Origin of the sequence: Rhodococcus sp. USK10 (genome assembly GCF_019378875.1) — a bacterium.
In the GTDB taxonomy this organism is placed as follows: Bacteria; Actinomycetota; Actinomycetes; order Mycobacteriales; family Mycobacteriaceae; genus Rhodococcus_F; species Rhodococcus_F pseudokoreensis.
The window spans coordinates 805,900-821,784 of sequence record NZ_CP076047.1 but is presented as its reverse complement, the minus strand read 5'-3'; the positions used below and the strand labels follow the sequence as shown (position 1 = coordinate 821,784).

At 67.4% G+C, this 15,885-nt stretch carries 15 protein-coding genes; 7 read left to right on the top strand and 8 right to left on the bottom strand.

Annotated elements, in window-relative coordinates; translation table 11 throughout:
- Positions 1-7: 7 nt before the first annotated feature.
- The gene (locus I1A62_RS04345) at positions 8-1,552 is read right to left on the bottom strand and encodes an AMP-binding protein (RefSeq protein WP_219454371.1); all 1,545 of its coding nucleotides are present in this window, start codon (positions 1,550-1,552) and stop codon (positions 8-10) included.
- 423 nt (positions 1,553-1,975) lie between these two features.
- Between I1A62_RS04345 and I1A62_RS04340 the strand changes: the two genes are divergently transcribed.
- Positions 1,976-3,037 carry a phosphotransferase family protein gene (locus I1A62_RS04340; RefSeq protein ID WP_219454369.1) on the top strand — a complete coding sequence of 354 codons (1,062 nt, stop codon included), beginning with the start codon at positions 1,976-1,978 and terminating at the stop codon, positions 3,035-3,037.
- Positions 3,038-3,051: 14 nt separating this feature from the next.
- Positions 3,052-4,023, top strand: coding sequence for a zinc-binding dehydrogenase (locus I1A62_RS04335; protein WP_219454367.1), 972 nt, complete (start codon positions 3,052-3,054; stop codon positions 4,021-4,023).
- A gap of 85 nt (positions 4,024-4,108) precedes the next feature.
- On the opposite strand, the gene I1A62_RS04330 is transcribed toward I1A62_RS04335, so the two are convergent.
- From I1A62_RS04330 to I1A62_RS04300, 7 genes are read right to left on the bottom strand one after another with little or no spacing between them, the layout of a single operon-like run.
- Positions 4,109-4,450: a hypothetical protein gene (locus tag I1A62_RS04330; protein ID WP_219454365.1), complete on the bottom strand. Its 342-nt coding sequence runs from the start codon at positions 4,448-4,450 to the stop codon at positions 4,109-4,111.
- A 26-nt stretch (positions 4,451-4,476) separates the two neighbouring features.
- Positions 4,477-5,268 (bottom strand): SDR family NAD(P)-dependent oxidoreductase, encoded by a 792-nt coding sequence (locus I1A62_RS04325; RefSeq protein ID WP_219454363.1) that lies wholly within the window; start codon positions 5,266-5,268, stop codon positions 4,477-4,479.
- Positions 5,265-6,407: an acyl-CoA dehydrogenase family protein gene (locus I1A62_RS04320; protein ID WP_219454361.1), complete on the bottom strand. Its 1,143-nt coding sequence runs from the start codon at positions 6,405-6,407 to the stop codon at positions 5,265-5,267. The genes I1A62_RS04325 and I1A62_RS04320 overlap by 4 nt, the downstream gene beginning before the upstream one ends.
- On the bottom strand, positions 6,400-8,568 hold the full coding sequence (locus tag I1A62_RS04315) for a 3-hydroxyacyl-CoA dehydrogenase NAD-binding domain-containing protein (RefSeq protein WP_219454359.1): 2,169 nt from the start codon (positions 8,566-8,568) through the stop codon (positions 6,400-6,402). The genes I1A62_RS04320 and I1A62_RS04315 overlap by 8 nt, the downstream gene beginning before the upstream one ends.
- A 6-nt stretch (positions 8,569-8,574) precedes the next feature.
- Positions 8,575-9,783: an acetyl-CoA C-acetyltransferase gene (locus I1A62_RS04310; protein ID WP_219454357.1), complete on the bottom strand. Its 1,209-nt coding sequence runs from the start codon at positions 9,781-9,783 to the stop codon at positions 8,575-8,577.
- 38 nt (positions 9,784-9,821) lie between these two features.
- A complete protein-coding gene (locus tag I1A62_RS04305; RefSeq protein WP_219454355.1) occupies positions 9,822-10,673 on the bottom strand; it encodes an enoyl-CoA hydratase-related protein in 852 nt (283 codons plus the stop codon).
- Entirely contained in the window at positions 10,673-11,500 is an 828-nt protein-coding gene (locus tag I1A62_RS04300; RefSeq protein ID WP_219454353.1) for an SDR family NAD(P)-dependent oxidoreductase, read from the bottom strand. The genes I1A62_RS04305 and I1A62_RS04300 overlap by 1 nt, the downstream gene beginning before the upstream one ends.
- 157 nt (positions 11,501-11,657) lie before the next feature.
- On the opposite strand from I1A62_RS04300, the gene I1A62_RS04295 reads away from it, so the two are divergent.
- The 5 genes from I1A62_RS04295 to I1A62_RS04275 all read left to right on the top strand — a co-directional run bounded on the left by I1A62_RS04295 (position 11,658) and on the right by I1A62_RS04275 (position 15,876).
- Positions 11,658-12,839, top strand: coding sequence for a lipid-transfer protein (locus tag I1A62_RS04295; protein ID WP_219454351.1), 1,182 nt, complete (start codon positions 11,658-11,660; stop codon positions 12,837-12,839).
- Positions 12,839-13,291 (top strand): MaoC family dehydratase N-terminal domain-containing protein, encoded by a 453-nt coding sequence (locus tag I1A62_RS04290; RefSeq protein WP_219454349.1) that lies wholly within the window; start codon positions 12,839-12,841, stop codon positions 13,289-13,291. The genes I1A62_RS04295 and I1A62_RS04290 overlap by 1 nt, the downstream gene beginning before the upstream one ends.
- A complete protein-coding gene (locus I1A62_RS04285; RefSeq protein ID WP_219454347.1) occupies positions 13,288-13,692 on the top strand; it encodes a MaoC/PaaZ C-terminal domain-containing protein in 405 nt (134 codons plus the stop codon). The genes I1A62_RS04290 and I1A62_RS04285 overlap by 4 nt, the downstream gene beginning before the upstream one ends.
- Positions 13,689-14,468 carry an SDR family NAD(P)-dependent oxidoreductase gene (locus I1A62_RS04280; RefSeq protein ID WP_219454345.1) on the top strand — a complete coding sequence of 260 codons (780 nt, stop codon included), beginning with the start codon at positions 13,689-13,691 and terminating at the stop codon, positions 14,466-14,468. Before I1A62_RS04285 ends, I1A62_RS04280 begins: the two co-directional genes overlap by 4 nt.
- 355 nt (positions 14,469-14,823) lie before the next feature.
- A complete protein-coding gene (locus tag I1A62_RS04275) occupies positions 14,824-15,876 on the top strand; it encodes an LLM class F420-dependent oxidoreductase (protein WP_219455083.1) in 1,053 nt (350 codons plus the stop codon).
- The last annotated feature ends 9 nt before the right edge of the window (positions 15,877-15,885 follow it).

Sequence of the window (15,885 nt, the reverse complement as noted above, 5' to 3'; positions counted from 1 at the left end):
GTTCGGATCAGGCCGAGGTGGCCGCTGCCGCGATGTAGCGCTCGCGGAGGACGCCCTTCTGCATCTTCCCGCTGGCCAGCCGGGGCAGCTCCTCGGAGAAATCGAGCGAGCGCGGGCACTTGAATGTGGCGAGCCTGCTGCGACAGAACGCGATCAGCTCAGTCGCGAGGTCGTGGCTCGGCTCGCGGTCCGCGACGAGTTCGACCACGGCTTTGACGGCCTCGCCGAGATCCTCGTCGGGCACTCCGATCACTGCGACGTCGGCCACGGCGGGATGGTCGACGAGGACATCTTCGATCTCTTGCGGGTAGATGTTCACGCCGCCGGAGATGATCGTGAAGGCGACACGGTCCGTGAGGTAGAGGTAGCCCTCCTCGTCGACATACCCGATGTCGCCGCACGTGCTGACCTGACCACCGTCGATCATGACGGCCCGGGTCTTCTCCTCGTCGCCCATGTACTGGAAGTTGGTCGCACCCTTGAACCAGATCTCACCGATCTGGCCCGCGGCCAGCGGTCGGTGCTCCGGGTCGAGGATGAGCACCTCGCCGAAGGCTGGCTTGCCGACCGTGCCGGGGTGGGCCAGCCACTCGTGAGAATCGCACATCGCCGATCCGTTGGACTCGGTTGTCCCGTAGAACTCGTAGACGATCGGACCGAGCCAGTCGATCATCTTCCGTTTCAGGGACGCTGGGCACGGCGCGGCGCCGTGCAGGACGGCCTCCAGTGACGACACGTCGTAGTGGGATCGAACCTCTTCGGGCAGCTGAAGCGCGCGGGAGAACATCGTCGGAACTCCGGCGATGTGCGTGACGCCCAGTTCGTCGATCAGTGCCAGCATCTGCTCCGCGTCGAAGCGCTCCATGATCACGGTCGTGCCACCGATCCGCAGGGCACACGTCACCTGGTTGTGCGGGCCGGAGTGGTACAGCGGCGCCGGCACGAGCAAGGTCATTCCCTCACGGAACTGATAGACCTTCGGCGCCACCTTCATGATCGGCAGTTCCGCGTCGGGCGCGGTGTCGAGCATGGGTCGCAGGATGCCCTTGGGTCGTCCGGTCGTGCCGGAGCTGTAGTTGAGCGGCATCCCGAGCTTCTCGTCCTTGACGTATGTCGTGGGCTGGGCGGCCATCGTCTCCCCGTACGGGAGGTAGGGGTGCGGCGCATCGTTACCGACCATGACCCAACTCTCGACCTGCGGGCAGAGGTCGGGAAGCCTCGCCACTATGTGCGCAAGGTCCCCGGAGACGACCACGACGCGTGCTCCGGAGTTGTCGATGATCCATGCGGCCTCGTCGGCGGTCAGGTGCGAATTCACCAGGGTGTAGTAGAGACCGGTGCGCTCGGCGCCGCCTTGGACCTCCACCATCTCCAGGGAGTTCTTCATCACGAAGGCCACCCGGTCACCCACTCGCATGCCCTGCGCGCGAAGGAAGTGAGCGAATCTGTTTGCTGCGTCCTCGAACTCGCGGAACGTCCGGGTCTCCCGGCTTCCGCTCATGACCAGGGCCACCCGGTCGGGGTGGGTGCGTGCAATCTCAGCCGCGTACATCGTCGACCTCTTTCTCCGACCATCGGATCACTTGTCCAATGAGACGAACATAACAGAATCTAGACTAACTTCTACGCCTCGATCGCGGCAGGCGAGGTGCGTTCGCCCTGGCGGTACGACAGTCCCCGCGGTCAACCGGCACGTCCGGCGGCGCGATCACGGCCCTGGGCACCCCCAGGCGGCGGTCAGCGACACGCCAGTCGCCAAAAGTGAATAGTAAATCTGATGGTCGTCTTTGTCAGTACCCTGTTTCGATCGAATCGACCGCAGAAAACTTGACCACTTTCACGACCGGAGTTAATCTCGAATTCAGTGTTGTTCGTCGGCGGGGTCTGTGTGCGCCAAGATTGAACGACAGAACGTCCGTGTCACCCCCGGCCGGGACATCAGCTGTCCTCGCCCCACGAGAAGGAGATCTCGCCGATGAGCTCATCCGCACCTCAGCGGCAGTTCGACCTGGCCGAGCTGGACACTTACATGGCCGCATTCCTGACCGGTGACGCCGCCGGCGCGGTCCATCGCTCACTCCTGAGTGGCGGGTTGTCCCAGATGACGGTCGTGTACCGCACCGGGGAGCGCGACGCCGACCGCACCGTCGTCGTCAGGGTTCCTCCGGAGGTCGGACCCCTCGAGCCCTACGAGCCCGTCGTGGAGGCGACACTCCTCGAAGCGATGGCCGAGCTCGGAGTCCCTGTGCCGCGAGTCGTCCTCGTCGAGGCCGACCGCGAGCACGTTGGCCGTGCCTTCTACGCGACCGACTTCATCTCCGCGACAATGACCGCCGAAGCCGACCTATCTGACCCGGAAGAGGCCCGCACGGTCGCCGGCGCATTCCTCGACCTCCTCGTCTCCGTACACGAGGCGCCCGTCGACGCGATGACTGTCCGCGGGACCCTGCACGACATCCTGGGCCACATCCCGGCGAAGACCCCGCTGGGAGTGCTGGACCGGTGGGACGCCGTCCTGGAGCGGACCGACATCGCCGTGCCCGCCTACCACGCCTTCCTCAGCCGTTGGCTGCGGGCGCGGTGCCCCGACGCCGCTGGGCAGGAGGTCGTCGTCCACGGCGACTTCCGCCTCGCGAATGTTCTGTGGAACGACCAGCCCGGCTCTGTCGCGGCCATGATGGACTGGGAAGAGGCCGGGCTCGGTGATCCGATGTACGACCTCGCCTGGTTACTCATGGGCTCCTTCGCCGACGACGACAAGGTCTTCGGCCTCGCCACCCGGCGTGAATTCATCGATGGCTACGCCGAGCGCACCGGGCGGCCCGTCGATCCGCTGCGTCTGCTCTGGTGGGAGGTCGCGACCGGGTGGTCCCTCCTCGCGATGAACGGCCGGGCGACCGGATTGGTTGCCGAGGGCAGCTACCACGACCTGCGCCCGATGCTCTACGGCTACATGAACCGGCGGATTGCGCACACCCTGCTCCGCAAGGTCACGGCCCACGAAGACCTGCTCGCCTCGGCCCCTCTCATGAGCTGACGGGTCGACGGAGCATGTTCGCCGTATACGCCGACCGATTCTCAGCCGACGACCCGGTCTCCGCGCTCCAGATCGGAGAACGGCCCGCGCCGGTTGCGCCAGTCGGGTGGAGCACCGTCACGGTCCGGGCGGCCGGGCTCAACCACCACGACCTCTGGGCACTGCGCGGCGCCGCCCTCCACGCCTCCCGGGTCCCGATGATCCTCGGCTGCGACGCCGCGGGGACCGACGAGGACGGCAACGACGTGATCGTCCACGCCGTCATCAGCGATCCGGACTGGGTGGGTGACGAGACGATGGATCCGGGCCGCACGCTGCTCTCCGAGTTCCATCAGGGCACATTCGCGGATCAGGTCGTCGTCCCGCGGCGCAACCTCGTCCCCAAGCCCGCATCGCTGTCGTTCGAGGAGGCGGCCTGTCTCCCCACGGCGTATCTGACCGCCTACCGGATGCTTTTCGTCCGAGGCGGCCTGCACCCCGGCGACACGGTGCTCGTGCAGGGCGCCGGCGGTGGGGTCGCCACCGCCCTGATCATTCTTGCGCGTGCTGGTGGTCTGCGCGTGCTCGCCACGAGTCGCGACGCAGCGAAACGTCGGCGAGCCCTGGAGATCGGTGCCCACGAGGTCTACGAGACGGGCACGCGGCTGCCAAGCAGGGTGGATGCCGTCATGGAGACGGTCGGGAAGGCCACCTGGTCCCATTCCGTACGCTCGCTCCGTCCCGGCGGCGTCCTGGTGACGTCGGGCACCACATCGGGGGCAGACCTCACCGACGCCGAGCTGAACAAGATCTTCTTCCTCCAGTTGAGCGTCATCGGCTCCACGATGGGCAACCGCGACGATCTCTCGTCACTGGTCTCGTTCCTCGACGCGACCGGCGTCCGACCGCTCGTCGACCGAGTGCTCCCGATGACCGAGGCGCGCGCAGGGTTCCAGGCGATGTACAACGGTGAGCTGTTCGGCAAGGTCGTCCTCACAAGGCAGTGAGGTTCGTCCGATCCGGGCGGTTCCGTGTCCGAGCAAGCAAGACAGCGGCTCGAGTATCTCGGGCCGCTGTCCGTGTGCCTCCCGCTCAGTCGCTCGGCGCGAAGCCGGCGACTGCCCGCCGGTAGTGCAGGGACCGATGCTTGGCGATGACCTCCTCGAGCGCAGTGCTCAGCGACTCTGCAGCACCGGACCAGTCGAGCTCCTCCCCCGGGACGAGCCCGAGCGCGGCATCGACGTCGTCGCCGACCACACCCGACCGGTCGGCCTCGATCGGCAACCGGTCGAGCTCGGCGGCGATGTTGGCCAGCAGTCCGGTCGCCGCCCAGAGCTGGCCGGCTGCGTGGCCGTCCGTGACGGCCGGGATGACGTCACTCTCGATGGTGTGGACGATCGCTCTCAGGGCGCTGGCGTTGCTGACGAAATCCATCGTGTTCTCCGCTCATTCGAGTCTGACTAGAAGATGCTGACATCCGGCCCGCCGCCGTCGACGACGACCCGCTGACCCGTTAGGTACGACGCGTCCTGGGACACCAGGAACGCGACCACACCGGCCACGTCGTCGGGCGTGCAGACGCGTCCGAAGGGTGAGGCTTCATGGAGATCGGTCATCGAGCCACCAGCGGTTGCCGCGCTCACCAGCCTCCGGCCCATCTCGGTTTCCACCAGGCCAGGAGCGACGATGTTGGCCCGGACGCCATTCGCCCGCTCCTCGCGTGCGATGGTCAGCATGCAGGTCTCCATTGCGGCCTTGGCCATCGTGTAGGGCGCCGAGCGGGCCGGCGTCGAGGTCACGGTGGCGCTCGAGATCATGACGACGTCGCTTCGATCGGCAGAGCGCAGGTCGGGCATCAGCTCCTGCACCAGCGCGATCGGTCCCAGCGCGTGTACGTCGAGCAACGACCGGTATTCGTCGAGTCCCGTATCGGTCACCGTCCGGCCGCGACTCGCCGAGCCTGCATTGCTGACCACGATCGAGACGCTCCCGAGGTCGGCACGAATCTGCGAGACCATACGCCGCACCGCTTCGTCGTCCCCGATCGTAGCCCCGTAGGCCCGCGCGGTCCCTCCGCGCGTCTGGATCTCGCGGACGACGTCGGCGGCGGCGTCGGCGTCGCGCCGGTAGTTGACCGCGACGGCGGCACCGTCGCTCGCGAGGCGCAGGACGACCCCCCGTCCGACTCCACGCGAGCCTCCGGTCACCAGCGCTACGCGACCCTGGAGCGGGCCTTCCGACCGGGTGCTCATGATCCGACCAGGGTGCGGCCGACGAGGTCCTTCATGACCTCGTTGGCGCCGCCGTAGATGCGCTGGATCCGGGCATCGCGCCACATCCGGGCGATGGGGTATTCCTCCATGTAGCCGTAGCCGCCGAACAGCTGCAGCACTCGGTCGAGCACCGTCCACTGCAGCTCGGTGGCCTGGTATTTGGCGCCCGCTGCCTCATCCGCTCTGAGGTCGCCCTGGTTGAGCGCTTCGACGCACCGGTCGACGTACGACTGGAGGACGAGGGTGTCGGTGTGCATCTCGGCCAGCGCGATCCGCACGGCCTGCAGGTCGGCGAGTCGCGCACCGAACGCCTCCCGGTCGCGGGTGTGTTGGAGGGCGAGATCGATCGCATGACGGGCCGACGCGACCCCGGAGACCGCGATCGACAGGCGCTCGCGAGGGAGATTGCGGATCGCCGTGGACAGACCGCGGCCCGGTTCGCCGACGATGTTGGCCACTGGGATACGGCAGTCGGTGAAGAAGAGCTCGGCGGTGTCCTGGGCCTTGCGGCCGATCTTGTGCATCGCGCGACCCCGCTCGAAACCCGGTGTCCCGTGCTCGGCGACGACGAAAGTAGTACCGCGCCCGTCTCGTTCGCCGGTGCGGACGAGCACGATCGCGAGGTCGCACGTGGCCCCGCTCGTGATGAAGGTCTTCTGACCGTTGACGACCAGGTGGTCGCCGTCGAGGCGGCCTGACGTCGTGATTCCGGCGAGGTCCGAGCCGGCGCCCGGCTCGGTCATCCCCAGCGCGGTCACGGCGCGGCCCGACGTGAAGTCGGGCAGCCACCGGTCACGCTGCTCGTCCGTGGCGAAGTCGCGGAAGTACGGCACGATGATATCGTTCTGCATCGAGAACGTGTCACCCGCCATGCCGGACGCGACGACCTCCTCGGTCATGACCGCGTTGTACCGGAAGTCGTCGATCCCGAGACCGCCGTGCCGCGGGTCGAATTCGAACCCGACGTAGCCGTTCTCCGCCGCCTTGACGATGAAGTCGCGGTCGGGGGTTCCCGCCTGCTCCCACTTCTCCACGTTCGGGACGGCCTCGCGATCCAGGAAGGCACGGAACGCTTCCCGGAACGACTCGTGCTCAGCCGTGTAGATGGTCCTACGCATGAGCTTTCTCCTGTGGGGACGTCACCAGCGATGCCGGGGGATCGAAGCGCGAACCGTGGATGACAGCCAGCTCACGCGCACGGTCGACGAAGGCCGAGACCCCACCGGGATAGCCGGCGACGAACTGCGCTGCACCACCGGTCCACCGCGGGAACCCGATCCCGAGGATCGACCCGACGTTGGCGTCAGCAGTCGAGCGCAGCAGACCGCTCTCGAGGCAGCGCGCCGTGTCGAGAGCCTCGGAGAACATCAGCCTGTCCACCAGCACGCCCAGGTCGGCGACCGGCTCGGACGGTGTGAACCGCTCAGCCAATCCCGGCCACAGCCGGGTCCGCCGACCGTCGACGTACTCGTAGAAGCCGCCGCCTGCAGCGCGGCTGGGACGACCGGCGTCCTCGATCATCTCGGTGAGGATCGCTGCACCGGGATGATCGACCCAGTCGGCGCCGCCTTCGGCCCGGAACTGCTCGTAGATCTTCGCCGGCAGCGTGAGCGTCAGGTCGTCGAGCAGCGCCAGGGTGCCCGTCGGGTAGCCCGCTTGGAGCGACGCCTGCTCGATCGAGGCGGGGCTGACACCTTCGCCAAGCATCGCAGCGGCCTCGAGCAGACGGCTGAGAATGACCCGGCTGGTGAAGAAGCCGCGTCCGTCGCCGACGACGATCGGGGTCTTCCCCAGTTGACGCACGACGTCGAAGGCCTTGGCGAGCGTGGCGTCGGAGGTCTCGGCTCCGACGATGATCTCGACAAGATCCATCCGCTCCACGGGTGAGAAGAAGTGCAGACCGATGAAGTCCTCGGGCCGGTTCACTCCCTGCGCGAGCTCGCTGATGGGCAGCGTCGAGGTGTTGGATGTCAGCAAGGCGTCCGGAGCTACCACGTCGAGGATCTCGCCGAAGACCTTGGCCTTGAGCGTCGGGTCCTCGAACACGGCTTCGATGACGAGGTCAGCCCCGGCGAGGTCGGCGACGTCGGCGGTAGGGTGGATCCGGGCCAGGACGGCGTCGGCATCCTCCTGGGAGCGACGCCCCTTGACGACGTCCTTGGCGAGTGCCTTCTCCGCGTACGACTTACCGCGCTGCGCTGCCGTCAGGTCGATGTCCTTGAGGAGGACCTTCATTCCACTGGCCGCCGAGCTGAGCGCGATGCCTGCGCCCATGAGGCCGGCCCCGAGCACGGCCACCGTCTGGGCACGATGCGGTGCAAATCCGTCGGGACGGCTCGCTCCGGAGCGTACGGTCTGCAGGTCGAAGAACGTTCCCTGCACGATGTTGGAGGAGACCAGGCCGGTCGCGACGTCGACGAAGTACCTCGTCTCGACGGCGAGCGCGGAGTCGACGTCGACCTGCGTGGACTCGACCGCGGCGGAGAGGATCGCCGCGGATGCCGGCATCGGCGCACCGCGGTACTTCGCTCGCAGCGCCCCGGTGCGGATGGCGAGCGACGCCTCCACCACCGGGTCGTACGCGGTCCCGCCGGGGATCGCCGTGCCGCTGTCCCAGGGCTGCTTGGCCTCGGGGTTGGCCGCAACCCACTCCAGGGCGGCGGGAAGAAGTGCTGCTTCGTCGTCGACGACGCGGTCGACGAGCCCGAGCTCGAGCGCCGCCGCCGGCCGGTAGGCGGTACCGGCGAGAAGGAGCTTGTCCAGGGCCTTGTCGAGACCGAGCAGGCGAACAGCGCGCACCACGCCTCCGCCGCCGGGCAGCAGCCCCAGTGTGACCTCGGGCAGGCCGACGCGCACCGAGCCGGAGTCCAGGAGAACCCGATGGTGGCAGGCGAGCGCGATCTCGTAGCCACCACCGAGAGCGCTGCCGTTGATGGCGGCCACGACCGGGATCCCCAGCCGCTCGAGGCGACGCAGCTGTGCCTTGGCCGACGTGACGAACTCGGTCAGGTGCTGGGCGTCCTCGGGGCGAGCCGCCACCAGGTCATTCAGGTCGCCGCCGGCGAAGAATGTGGCCTTGCCCGAGGTCAGGATTACGCCGCGGACGGCCTGTTCGGCGACGAGGATCTCCAGCCGGGCCACCGCCGCCTCCATCGAGGCGAGGTAGCTGGCGTTCATGGTGTTGACCGCCTGCGTCGGGTCGTCGAGGGTCAGGACGACGACGCCATCATCGTCCGCCCAGCGAATGGTGTTCACGTGGTTATCGGTGTTGTCGGTCATTGTGTCTCAGATCCTCTCGACGATTGTCGCGATTCCCATGCCGCCGCCGACGCACAGCGTGACCAGACCACGACGCAGGTTGCGTCGTTCCAGCTCGTCCACCATGGTGCCGATGAGCATCGCGCCGGTGGCACCCAGCGGGTGGCCCATGGCGATCGCCCCACCGTTGACGTTGACTTTCTCGTGTGGCAGGTCGAGGTCCTTCATGAACCTCAGGGCCACCGACGAGAAGGCTTCGTTGATCTCGAACAGGTCGATGTCCTCGACGCCGAGGCCGGCGACAGCGAGGGCCTTGCGGCTCGCCGGCGCAGGTCCGGTCAGCATGATCGTCGGGTCGGACCCGCTGACGGCTCCGGCTACGATCCGCGCACGCGGCTCGAGCCCGAGGTCGCTACCGATCTCCTCGCTGCCGAGGACCACCAGTGCCGCTCCGTCCACGATCCCGGAGGAGTTTCCTCCGTGGTGGACGTGGTCGATCTTCTCGACCCAGTGGTACTTTTCGAGCGCGACGGCGTCGAAGCCCGCCCTGCCCATCGCCTCAAAGGACGGCCGGAGGCCCGAGAGGGACTCGACCGTCGTATCGGGTCGAATGTGCTCGTCGCGGTCGAGGACGACGATGCCGTTGCGGTCGCGGACCGGGACGACGGACTTGTCGAACCAGCCGTTGGCCCAGGCCTTGGCAGCGCGGCTCTGTGAGTCGGCGGCGAAGGAGTCGACCCGCTCACGGTCGAAGCCCTCGATGGTCGCAATCAGGTCTGCCCCGATGCCCTGGGGTACGAAGCCCGTGGTCAGGTTGGTCTCCGGGTCGTTGGCCCACGCACCGCCGTCCGAGGCCATCGGTACGCGCGACATGCTCTCGACGCCCCCGGCGAGGACCAGGTTCTCCCAACCCGACGCGATCTTCTGGGAAGCGGTGTTGACGGCCTCGAGACCGGAGGCACAGAACCGGTTGAGCTGCACTCCCGCGACCGTGTCGGGGAGACCGGCTGCGATCGCGGCCGTCCGGGCGATATCGGCGCCCTGGTCGCTCAACGGGCTGACGCAGCCGAGGACCAAGTCGTCGATGCGATCGGGGTCGAGGGACGGGTTGCGCTCTGTCAGGGCGGCCAGCAGGCCGGTGACCAGCGTGATGGGCTTGACGCCGTGCAGCGCGCCGCCGCGCCCGCGTCCGCGCGGGGTGCGGAACGCGTCGTACACAAGGACATCCTTCGGCATGACTCTCCAGTGGTGGTGGTTCGGTTGGTGAAGCGTGGTCAGAACCGGTTCTCGGGCCGCTCGTCGAGAGGTCCGAAGCGCGCCGGGCGGCGTTCGAGGAAGGACGCGATTCCCTCGCGTGCGTCGGCCGAGTCGACCAGCCCTGCGTAGGTGCGCGACTCCTCCTCGCATGCTGTCCTGGGGTGCGAGTGCTGCCAGCTCTGAGCCAGCAGGCGCTTGGCATGGGCGCACGAGGTCGGCGAGGTCTGCGATGCGATCATCTCGGCGTAGGCCATGGCCTCCGAAAGCACGTCCTCTGGAGCGACCAGGCGGGTGACCAGACCGGCGGAGTACGCCTCCTGCGCGTCGATCAGTCGGCCCGAGAGCACCCAGTCGACGGCCCGCCCCCACCCGACGAGGCGCGGCAGGAACCAGGAGGAGCCGGATTCGGGGACGACCCCACGGCGAGTGAAGACGAATCCGAAGCGCGCCTTGTCGGAGGCGATCCGCACGTCGGTGGCCGCCATGATCGAGGCACCGCCGCCCACCGCGTCTCCGTTCACGGCGGCGATCACCGGGGTGCGCATGTCGAAGAGTCGCTCGCTGACGCGACCGCCGGGCTCCCGGTAGCCCGTCGGCGTGTGGCCCTGGACGTCCTCCTCGAGGCAGCGGATCAGCGTGTCGGGACCGGTGAGCTCGGCACCCACGCAGAAGGACTCGCCGGCACCGGTGAGGACGACGGCACGCACCTCCGGATCCCGGTCGGCGATGTCCAGCGCCTCCCACAGGTCGCGCAGGAGCTGGTTGCGCAGTGCGTTGCGTCGCTCGGGAGCGTCGAGGGTGATGACCGCGACCTGCCCCTCGGCGGTGTACGAGATCTCGTCCCACGCAGCCACGACCGGGGCTGCCATCAGAGGCCGCCGCCGCACACGAGTGTCTCGCCGGTGACGTAGTTGGAGTCGGGGCCGCAGAGCAGGTAGACCGCTCCGGCGGCCTCCTCGACGGTTCCCGCCCGGCCGAGCGCGATCTGCGCGGTGGAGGCCTCGTGGACTGCCGGGTTGACGCCGACCTTGATCTCGCGGCCCTGGATGTCGATGGTCTGCTGCTCGGTCGTGACCGTCGTAAGCCGCGTCGAGATCACGCCGTACGCGATCGCGTTGACGGTCACGTTGTAGCGGCCCCACTCCTTGGCCAGGGTGCGCGTCATCCCGAGGAGACCCGCCTTCGCCGACGAGTAGTTGACCTGGCCGGGGTTGCCCTGGAGGCCGGAGATCGAGGAGGTGTTGACGACCTTGCGCACTGGTACCTCGATGCCCGCGGCCCGCTCCTTCTTGACCTGCGCGGAGATGATCGGCTGGGCAGCCCGCAGGATCCGGAACGGCGCAGTCAAGTGCACGTCGATGATGTCGTTCCACTGCTGGTCGGTCATCTTCTGGATGACGCTGTCCCAGGTGTAGCCCGCATTGTTGACCACGATGTCGAGACCGCCGAAGTGGTCGACTGCGGTGGCGACGAAGCGCTCGGCAAAGTCGGGCTCGGTGACACTGCCGACGCATGCGGCTGCCTGCCCGCCTGCGCTCTCGATACTGGCCACGACCTCCTTGGCCGGCTCGGCGTCGAGGTCGTTGACGACGACCTTCGCGCCCTCACGGGCCAACCGCTCGGCCACGGCGCGACCGATGCCGCGACCCGACCCCGACACCAGGGCCACCTTGCCCTCAAGTCTGCGCTCCACCATGTTCTCCTCCTTGGAAGTTGCGATAAGTGAATGTTAACTTCGATATTGGACTTCGGTCAAACCCCATTTTTCAGGCAATGATTGCAACAGCAGTTAACGTCGAATATGTTGAAATAGTCAGGGCGGTTTCCCGATCGCCCAGTTGAGAGGTGAATCGATGAACGTGTGCATCACCGGCGTTGGCATGGTGCCGTTCGCCAAACCCGGGCAGAGCGAGAGCTACGACGTGATGGGGGCGGCTGCGGCCGTGAAGGCCCTGGACGACGCGGGCTTGACGTTCGCCGACGTCCAGCAGGCCTACGTGGGCTATGTCTACGGCGACTCGACTGCCGGTCAGGCAGCCCTCTACGGGATCGGACTGACCGGCATCCCGATCGTCAACGTCAACAACAATTGCTCGACCGGATCCACCGCGTTGTGGATGGCACGGCAAGCCGTTTCCTCCGGCGCCGCCGACTGCGTCCTCGCCCTCGGTTTCGAACAGATGCGGCCCGGCGCGCTGGTCAACGTGTGGGACGATCGCGTGAGCCCGACCGCTCGCGGGGAGGGGATCGCGCTGGCCCAGCCCGGTGGAGACCTACCCGGTCCGATGGCGGCCAAGACCTTCGGCGGCGCAGGGGTCGAGTACATGAACCGCTACGACGTCGGCCCCGAGCTGTTCGGCCGAGTCTCCGTCAAGGCCCGCTCCCATGCCGGGCGCAACCCGCTCGCGGTGTTCCGCGACCCGATCGATCTCGACAAGGTGATGGGCTCGAAACCGATCTGGGGTCCGCTCACGCTGCTGATGTGCTGCCCTCCGACCAATGGTGCCGCGGCCGCCATCGTGTGCAGCGAGGAATTCGCCCGCTCCCGCGGGCTGGACGCATCGATCCGGGTCCGAGCACAGTCCCTGGTGACGGACCTCCCCGGCGCCTTCGACCAGGACATGATGAAGGTCGTCGGCTACGACATGACCGCGAAGGCGGCGCGCGAGGTATACGAAGCCTCCGGCGTCGACCCGACCGACATCCCGGTCGTCGAACTGCACGACTGCTTCGCTACCAACGAGGTCATCACCTACGAGGGCCTGGGTCTCACCCCGGAGGGCAGCGCGGAGAAGTTCGTGCTTGCCGGCGACAACACCTATGGCGGACAGGTCGTGACCAACCCGTCGGGCGGATTGCTCTCGAAAGGACACCCCCTGGGTGCCACCGGCCTTGCGCAGTGTGCCGAGCTGGTCTGGCAGCTTCGCGGGCAGGCAGGTGACCGTCAGGTCGACGGCGCCAAGCTCGCCCTCCAGCACAACCTCGGCCTCGGTGGGGCCTGTGTGGTGACCCTCTACGAAAAGGTGGCCTCCTGATGAGTGTCGACGCAACCCTTCTGGACATCGTCGGAACGCCGTACGAGGCCACGATCGAGCGCGGTCGGATCCGTCAGTTCGCGAACGCGATCGGCGAACACGATCCCGTCCACCACGACGTCGCCGCTGCCCGCGCCGCCGGTCATCCCGATCTGGTCGCCCCGTTGACATTCCTGTTCGGTCTCGAGCTCGAACAGTCCGACGTGTTCGACGTGCTGGCAGGCTACGGGGTCCAGATCTCGCAGATCCTGCACGGCGAGCAGCGGTTCCGCTGCTACGCAATGGTTCACGCCGGTGACGAAGTGACCTTCACGTCGTCGTACCAGGACGTCTACAGCAAGGCCGGGGGCAAACTCGACTTCGTCGTCCGGCGCACCGACGTGCGCCGTGGGGACGAGCTCGTGGCGCAACTCGAGAGCACCACTGTGATCAAGAACGGAGCATCCGCATGACCGACACCGCCGCGGTCCAGGAACTGCCCGACCTGAAGGTCGGGCAGATCACCCGGACGACCCTCGCGCTGTTCGCCGGTGCGTCGGGTGACCACAATCCGATGCACATCGACGTCGATGCCGCCCGCGCCGCAGGTCTGGACGACGTCTTCGGCCACGGGATGCTGACGATGGCGCACCTGGGCAGGATGGTCACTGCCTGGGTTCCGCAGGAGCGGGTCCGGGAGATCTCCGGTCGCTTCACGGCGATCACTCCGGTTCTGGCGTCCCCGACGGTCTCGGGCCGGGTCGTGGAGGTCTTCACCGAGGACGGCGAGCAGCGTGCCCGGGTCGAACTGACTGTTCGTCTCGAGGACGGCACCGAAACGATGCGCGGAAGTGCGGTCGTGTCGTGGCCGTGACCGAGAGCCCGACCAGGAGCGCGGTCGTCGTCGGTGGCGCTTCGGGCATCGGTGCGGAGATCTCACGCTCTCTTGCTGCACACGGGTACGCCATTACCATCGCAGATCGCGATCTCGCAGGTTCGGAAGGTCTCGCCGACGAGATCGGCGGCGATGCCCGCGCCGCTCGCGTCGACGTGACCGACGAGGCATCGGTTGCGGCCGCACTGACCGACGCCCGGGACCGGGCGGACCGTCTCGACCTGGTCGTCAACTGCGCCGGCGTCAACGTTCTCGGCTTGGTGACCGACCTGCCGGTGGAGAAGTTCCGCCGGGTGCTGGACGTTTGTCTCACCGGCGCGTTCGTCGTGATCAAGCACGCCGGGCGCACACTCTCGCCGGGAGGCTCGGTCATCTCGCTCACCTCGCTCAACGCACGCCAACCCGGCGTCGGGATGAGCGCCTACTGCTCGGCAAAGGCGGGCCTGTCGATGTTGACGGGTGTCGCCGCGCTCGAATTGGGCGCGAGCGACATCCGGGTGAACGCGATCGCCCCGGGCCTCGTACGCACACCTCTCACGTCGGCCGCGCTCGACGTGCCGGGAGTGGAGCGGGAGTACCTGGACAACATCCCGCTCGGGCGCCCCGGCACGACCGACGAGATCGCCGAGGCCGTGCTGTACCTCGCGGGCGCGCGCTGGCTCACCGGCGAGGTCCTCGATCTCAACGGGGGGGCTCACCTGATGCGCGGGGCGAACGTCCACGCCCAGTTCGAGAAGGCCGGCAACTCGGTCTGACGTGTCCGGCAGGCTCCGGCCGACGGTTCGGACCGGGACTACCGGTCCGCGGCGGATCCTGCCGGCGCGCGCCCGCAAGCTCTTCCTGTAACGGCGAATCAGCAATTTGATCCTTGCCGTCGGTCGCGACCGGGCTCCCGGGTTCATGTGCAGCGGAATCACCTTCTCCCGGACTATCTGCCGTCGCCCTGCCACCGGTTCGTCCTCCCCCGCCCGAAGCAGAAACTGTTATCGACGGCGAGGTGTCGAAATTTTACCGTAAGCGAGACTCACCAAAACCTTACAACTCCCTTGACGGCACGGGATATTTGTGACAAGAATTCAGAATGAACGTTAACTTGGTGGTGATTCGATGATGCGGCTAGGCACCATCGTGGGACATGGTCGGTCGATGGCAGAGATCGCGGACGAGGTCGTCGAGTGGGAGAAGGCCGGCCTGCAGTCGGTCACGCTCGGCGAGGCCTATTCGTTCGACTGCGTGAGCCAGCTCGGGTACCTCGCGGCGAAAACCACGAGCGTCGAGATCGCCACGGGCATCCTCCCTTTGGACACCCGCACCCCAACGGTGCTCGGGATGACGGCCGCGGGCCTGGACTTCGTCTCCGAGGGCAGGTTCCGACTCGGGATCGGCGCGTCCGGCCCGCAAGTCATCGAAGGCTTCCACGGGCTGCCCTTCGAAGGCGCGCTGGGAAAGACCCGCGAGACAATCGCCATCTGCCGCTCCGTCGTACGACGCGAGGCCGTCACCCACCAGGGACGGTGGTACGAGGTACCACTCGCATCGGGTCGGGGAACCGGCCAAGGACGTCCACTGAAACTGATCAACCGGCCGGTCCGCGATTCCGTCGCGATCTCGGTGGCCGCCCTGGGACCCCAGACCGTCGAAGCGACCGTCGAGCTCGCCGACGGCTGGGAGCCGATCTTCTACTACCCCGAGCGCGCCGAAAGCGTGTGGGGAGAATCGATCACCCGAGGCAGTGCCCGTCGGGACAGCTCATTGGCGCCGCTCGAAATCATCGTGCGCCTGCCTGCGATCGTTCTCGAACCGGGCGAGGACCCGGCCCCGTGGATCGAGGCGGCGCGCCCCCAGCTCGCGCTCTACGTGGGCGGGATGGGATCGCGGAAGCAGAACTTCTACCACCGCCTGGCCAGGCAGTACGGCTTCGGTGACGCCGCCGACCGGATCCAAGACCTCTTCCTCGCGGGTCGACATGCCGAAGCGGCACTTGCCGTGCCCGACGAACTCGTGCTCGGCACGTCGTTGATCGGGGACACCGCTCAGGTCCGTGACCGTCTTGACATCCTCGCCGCGGGCGGCGTCACCGTCGTCAACGCCATACCGATGCGCCCCGACCCATCCGGGCGCCTGCGCACCATCGCGTCGCTGCGTTCACTGCTCGACAACTGACACCAGGAG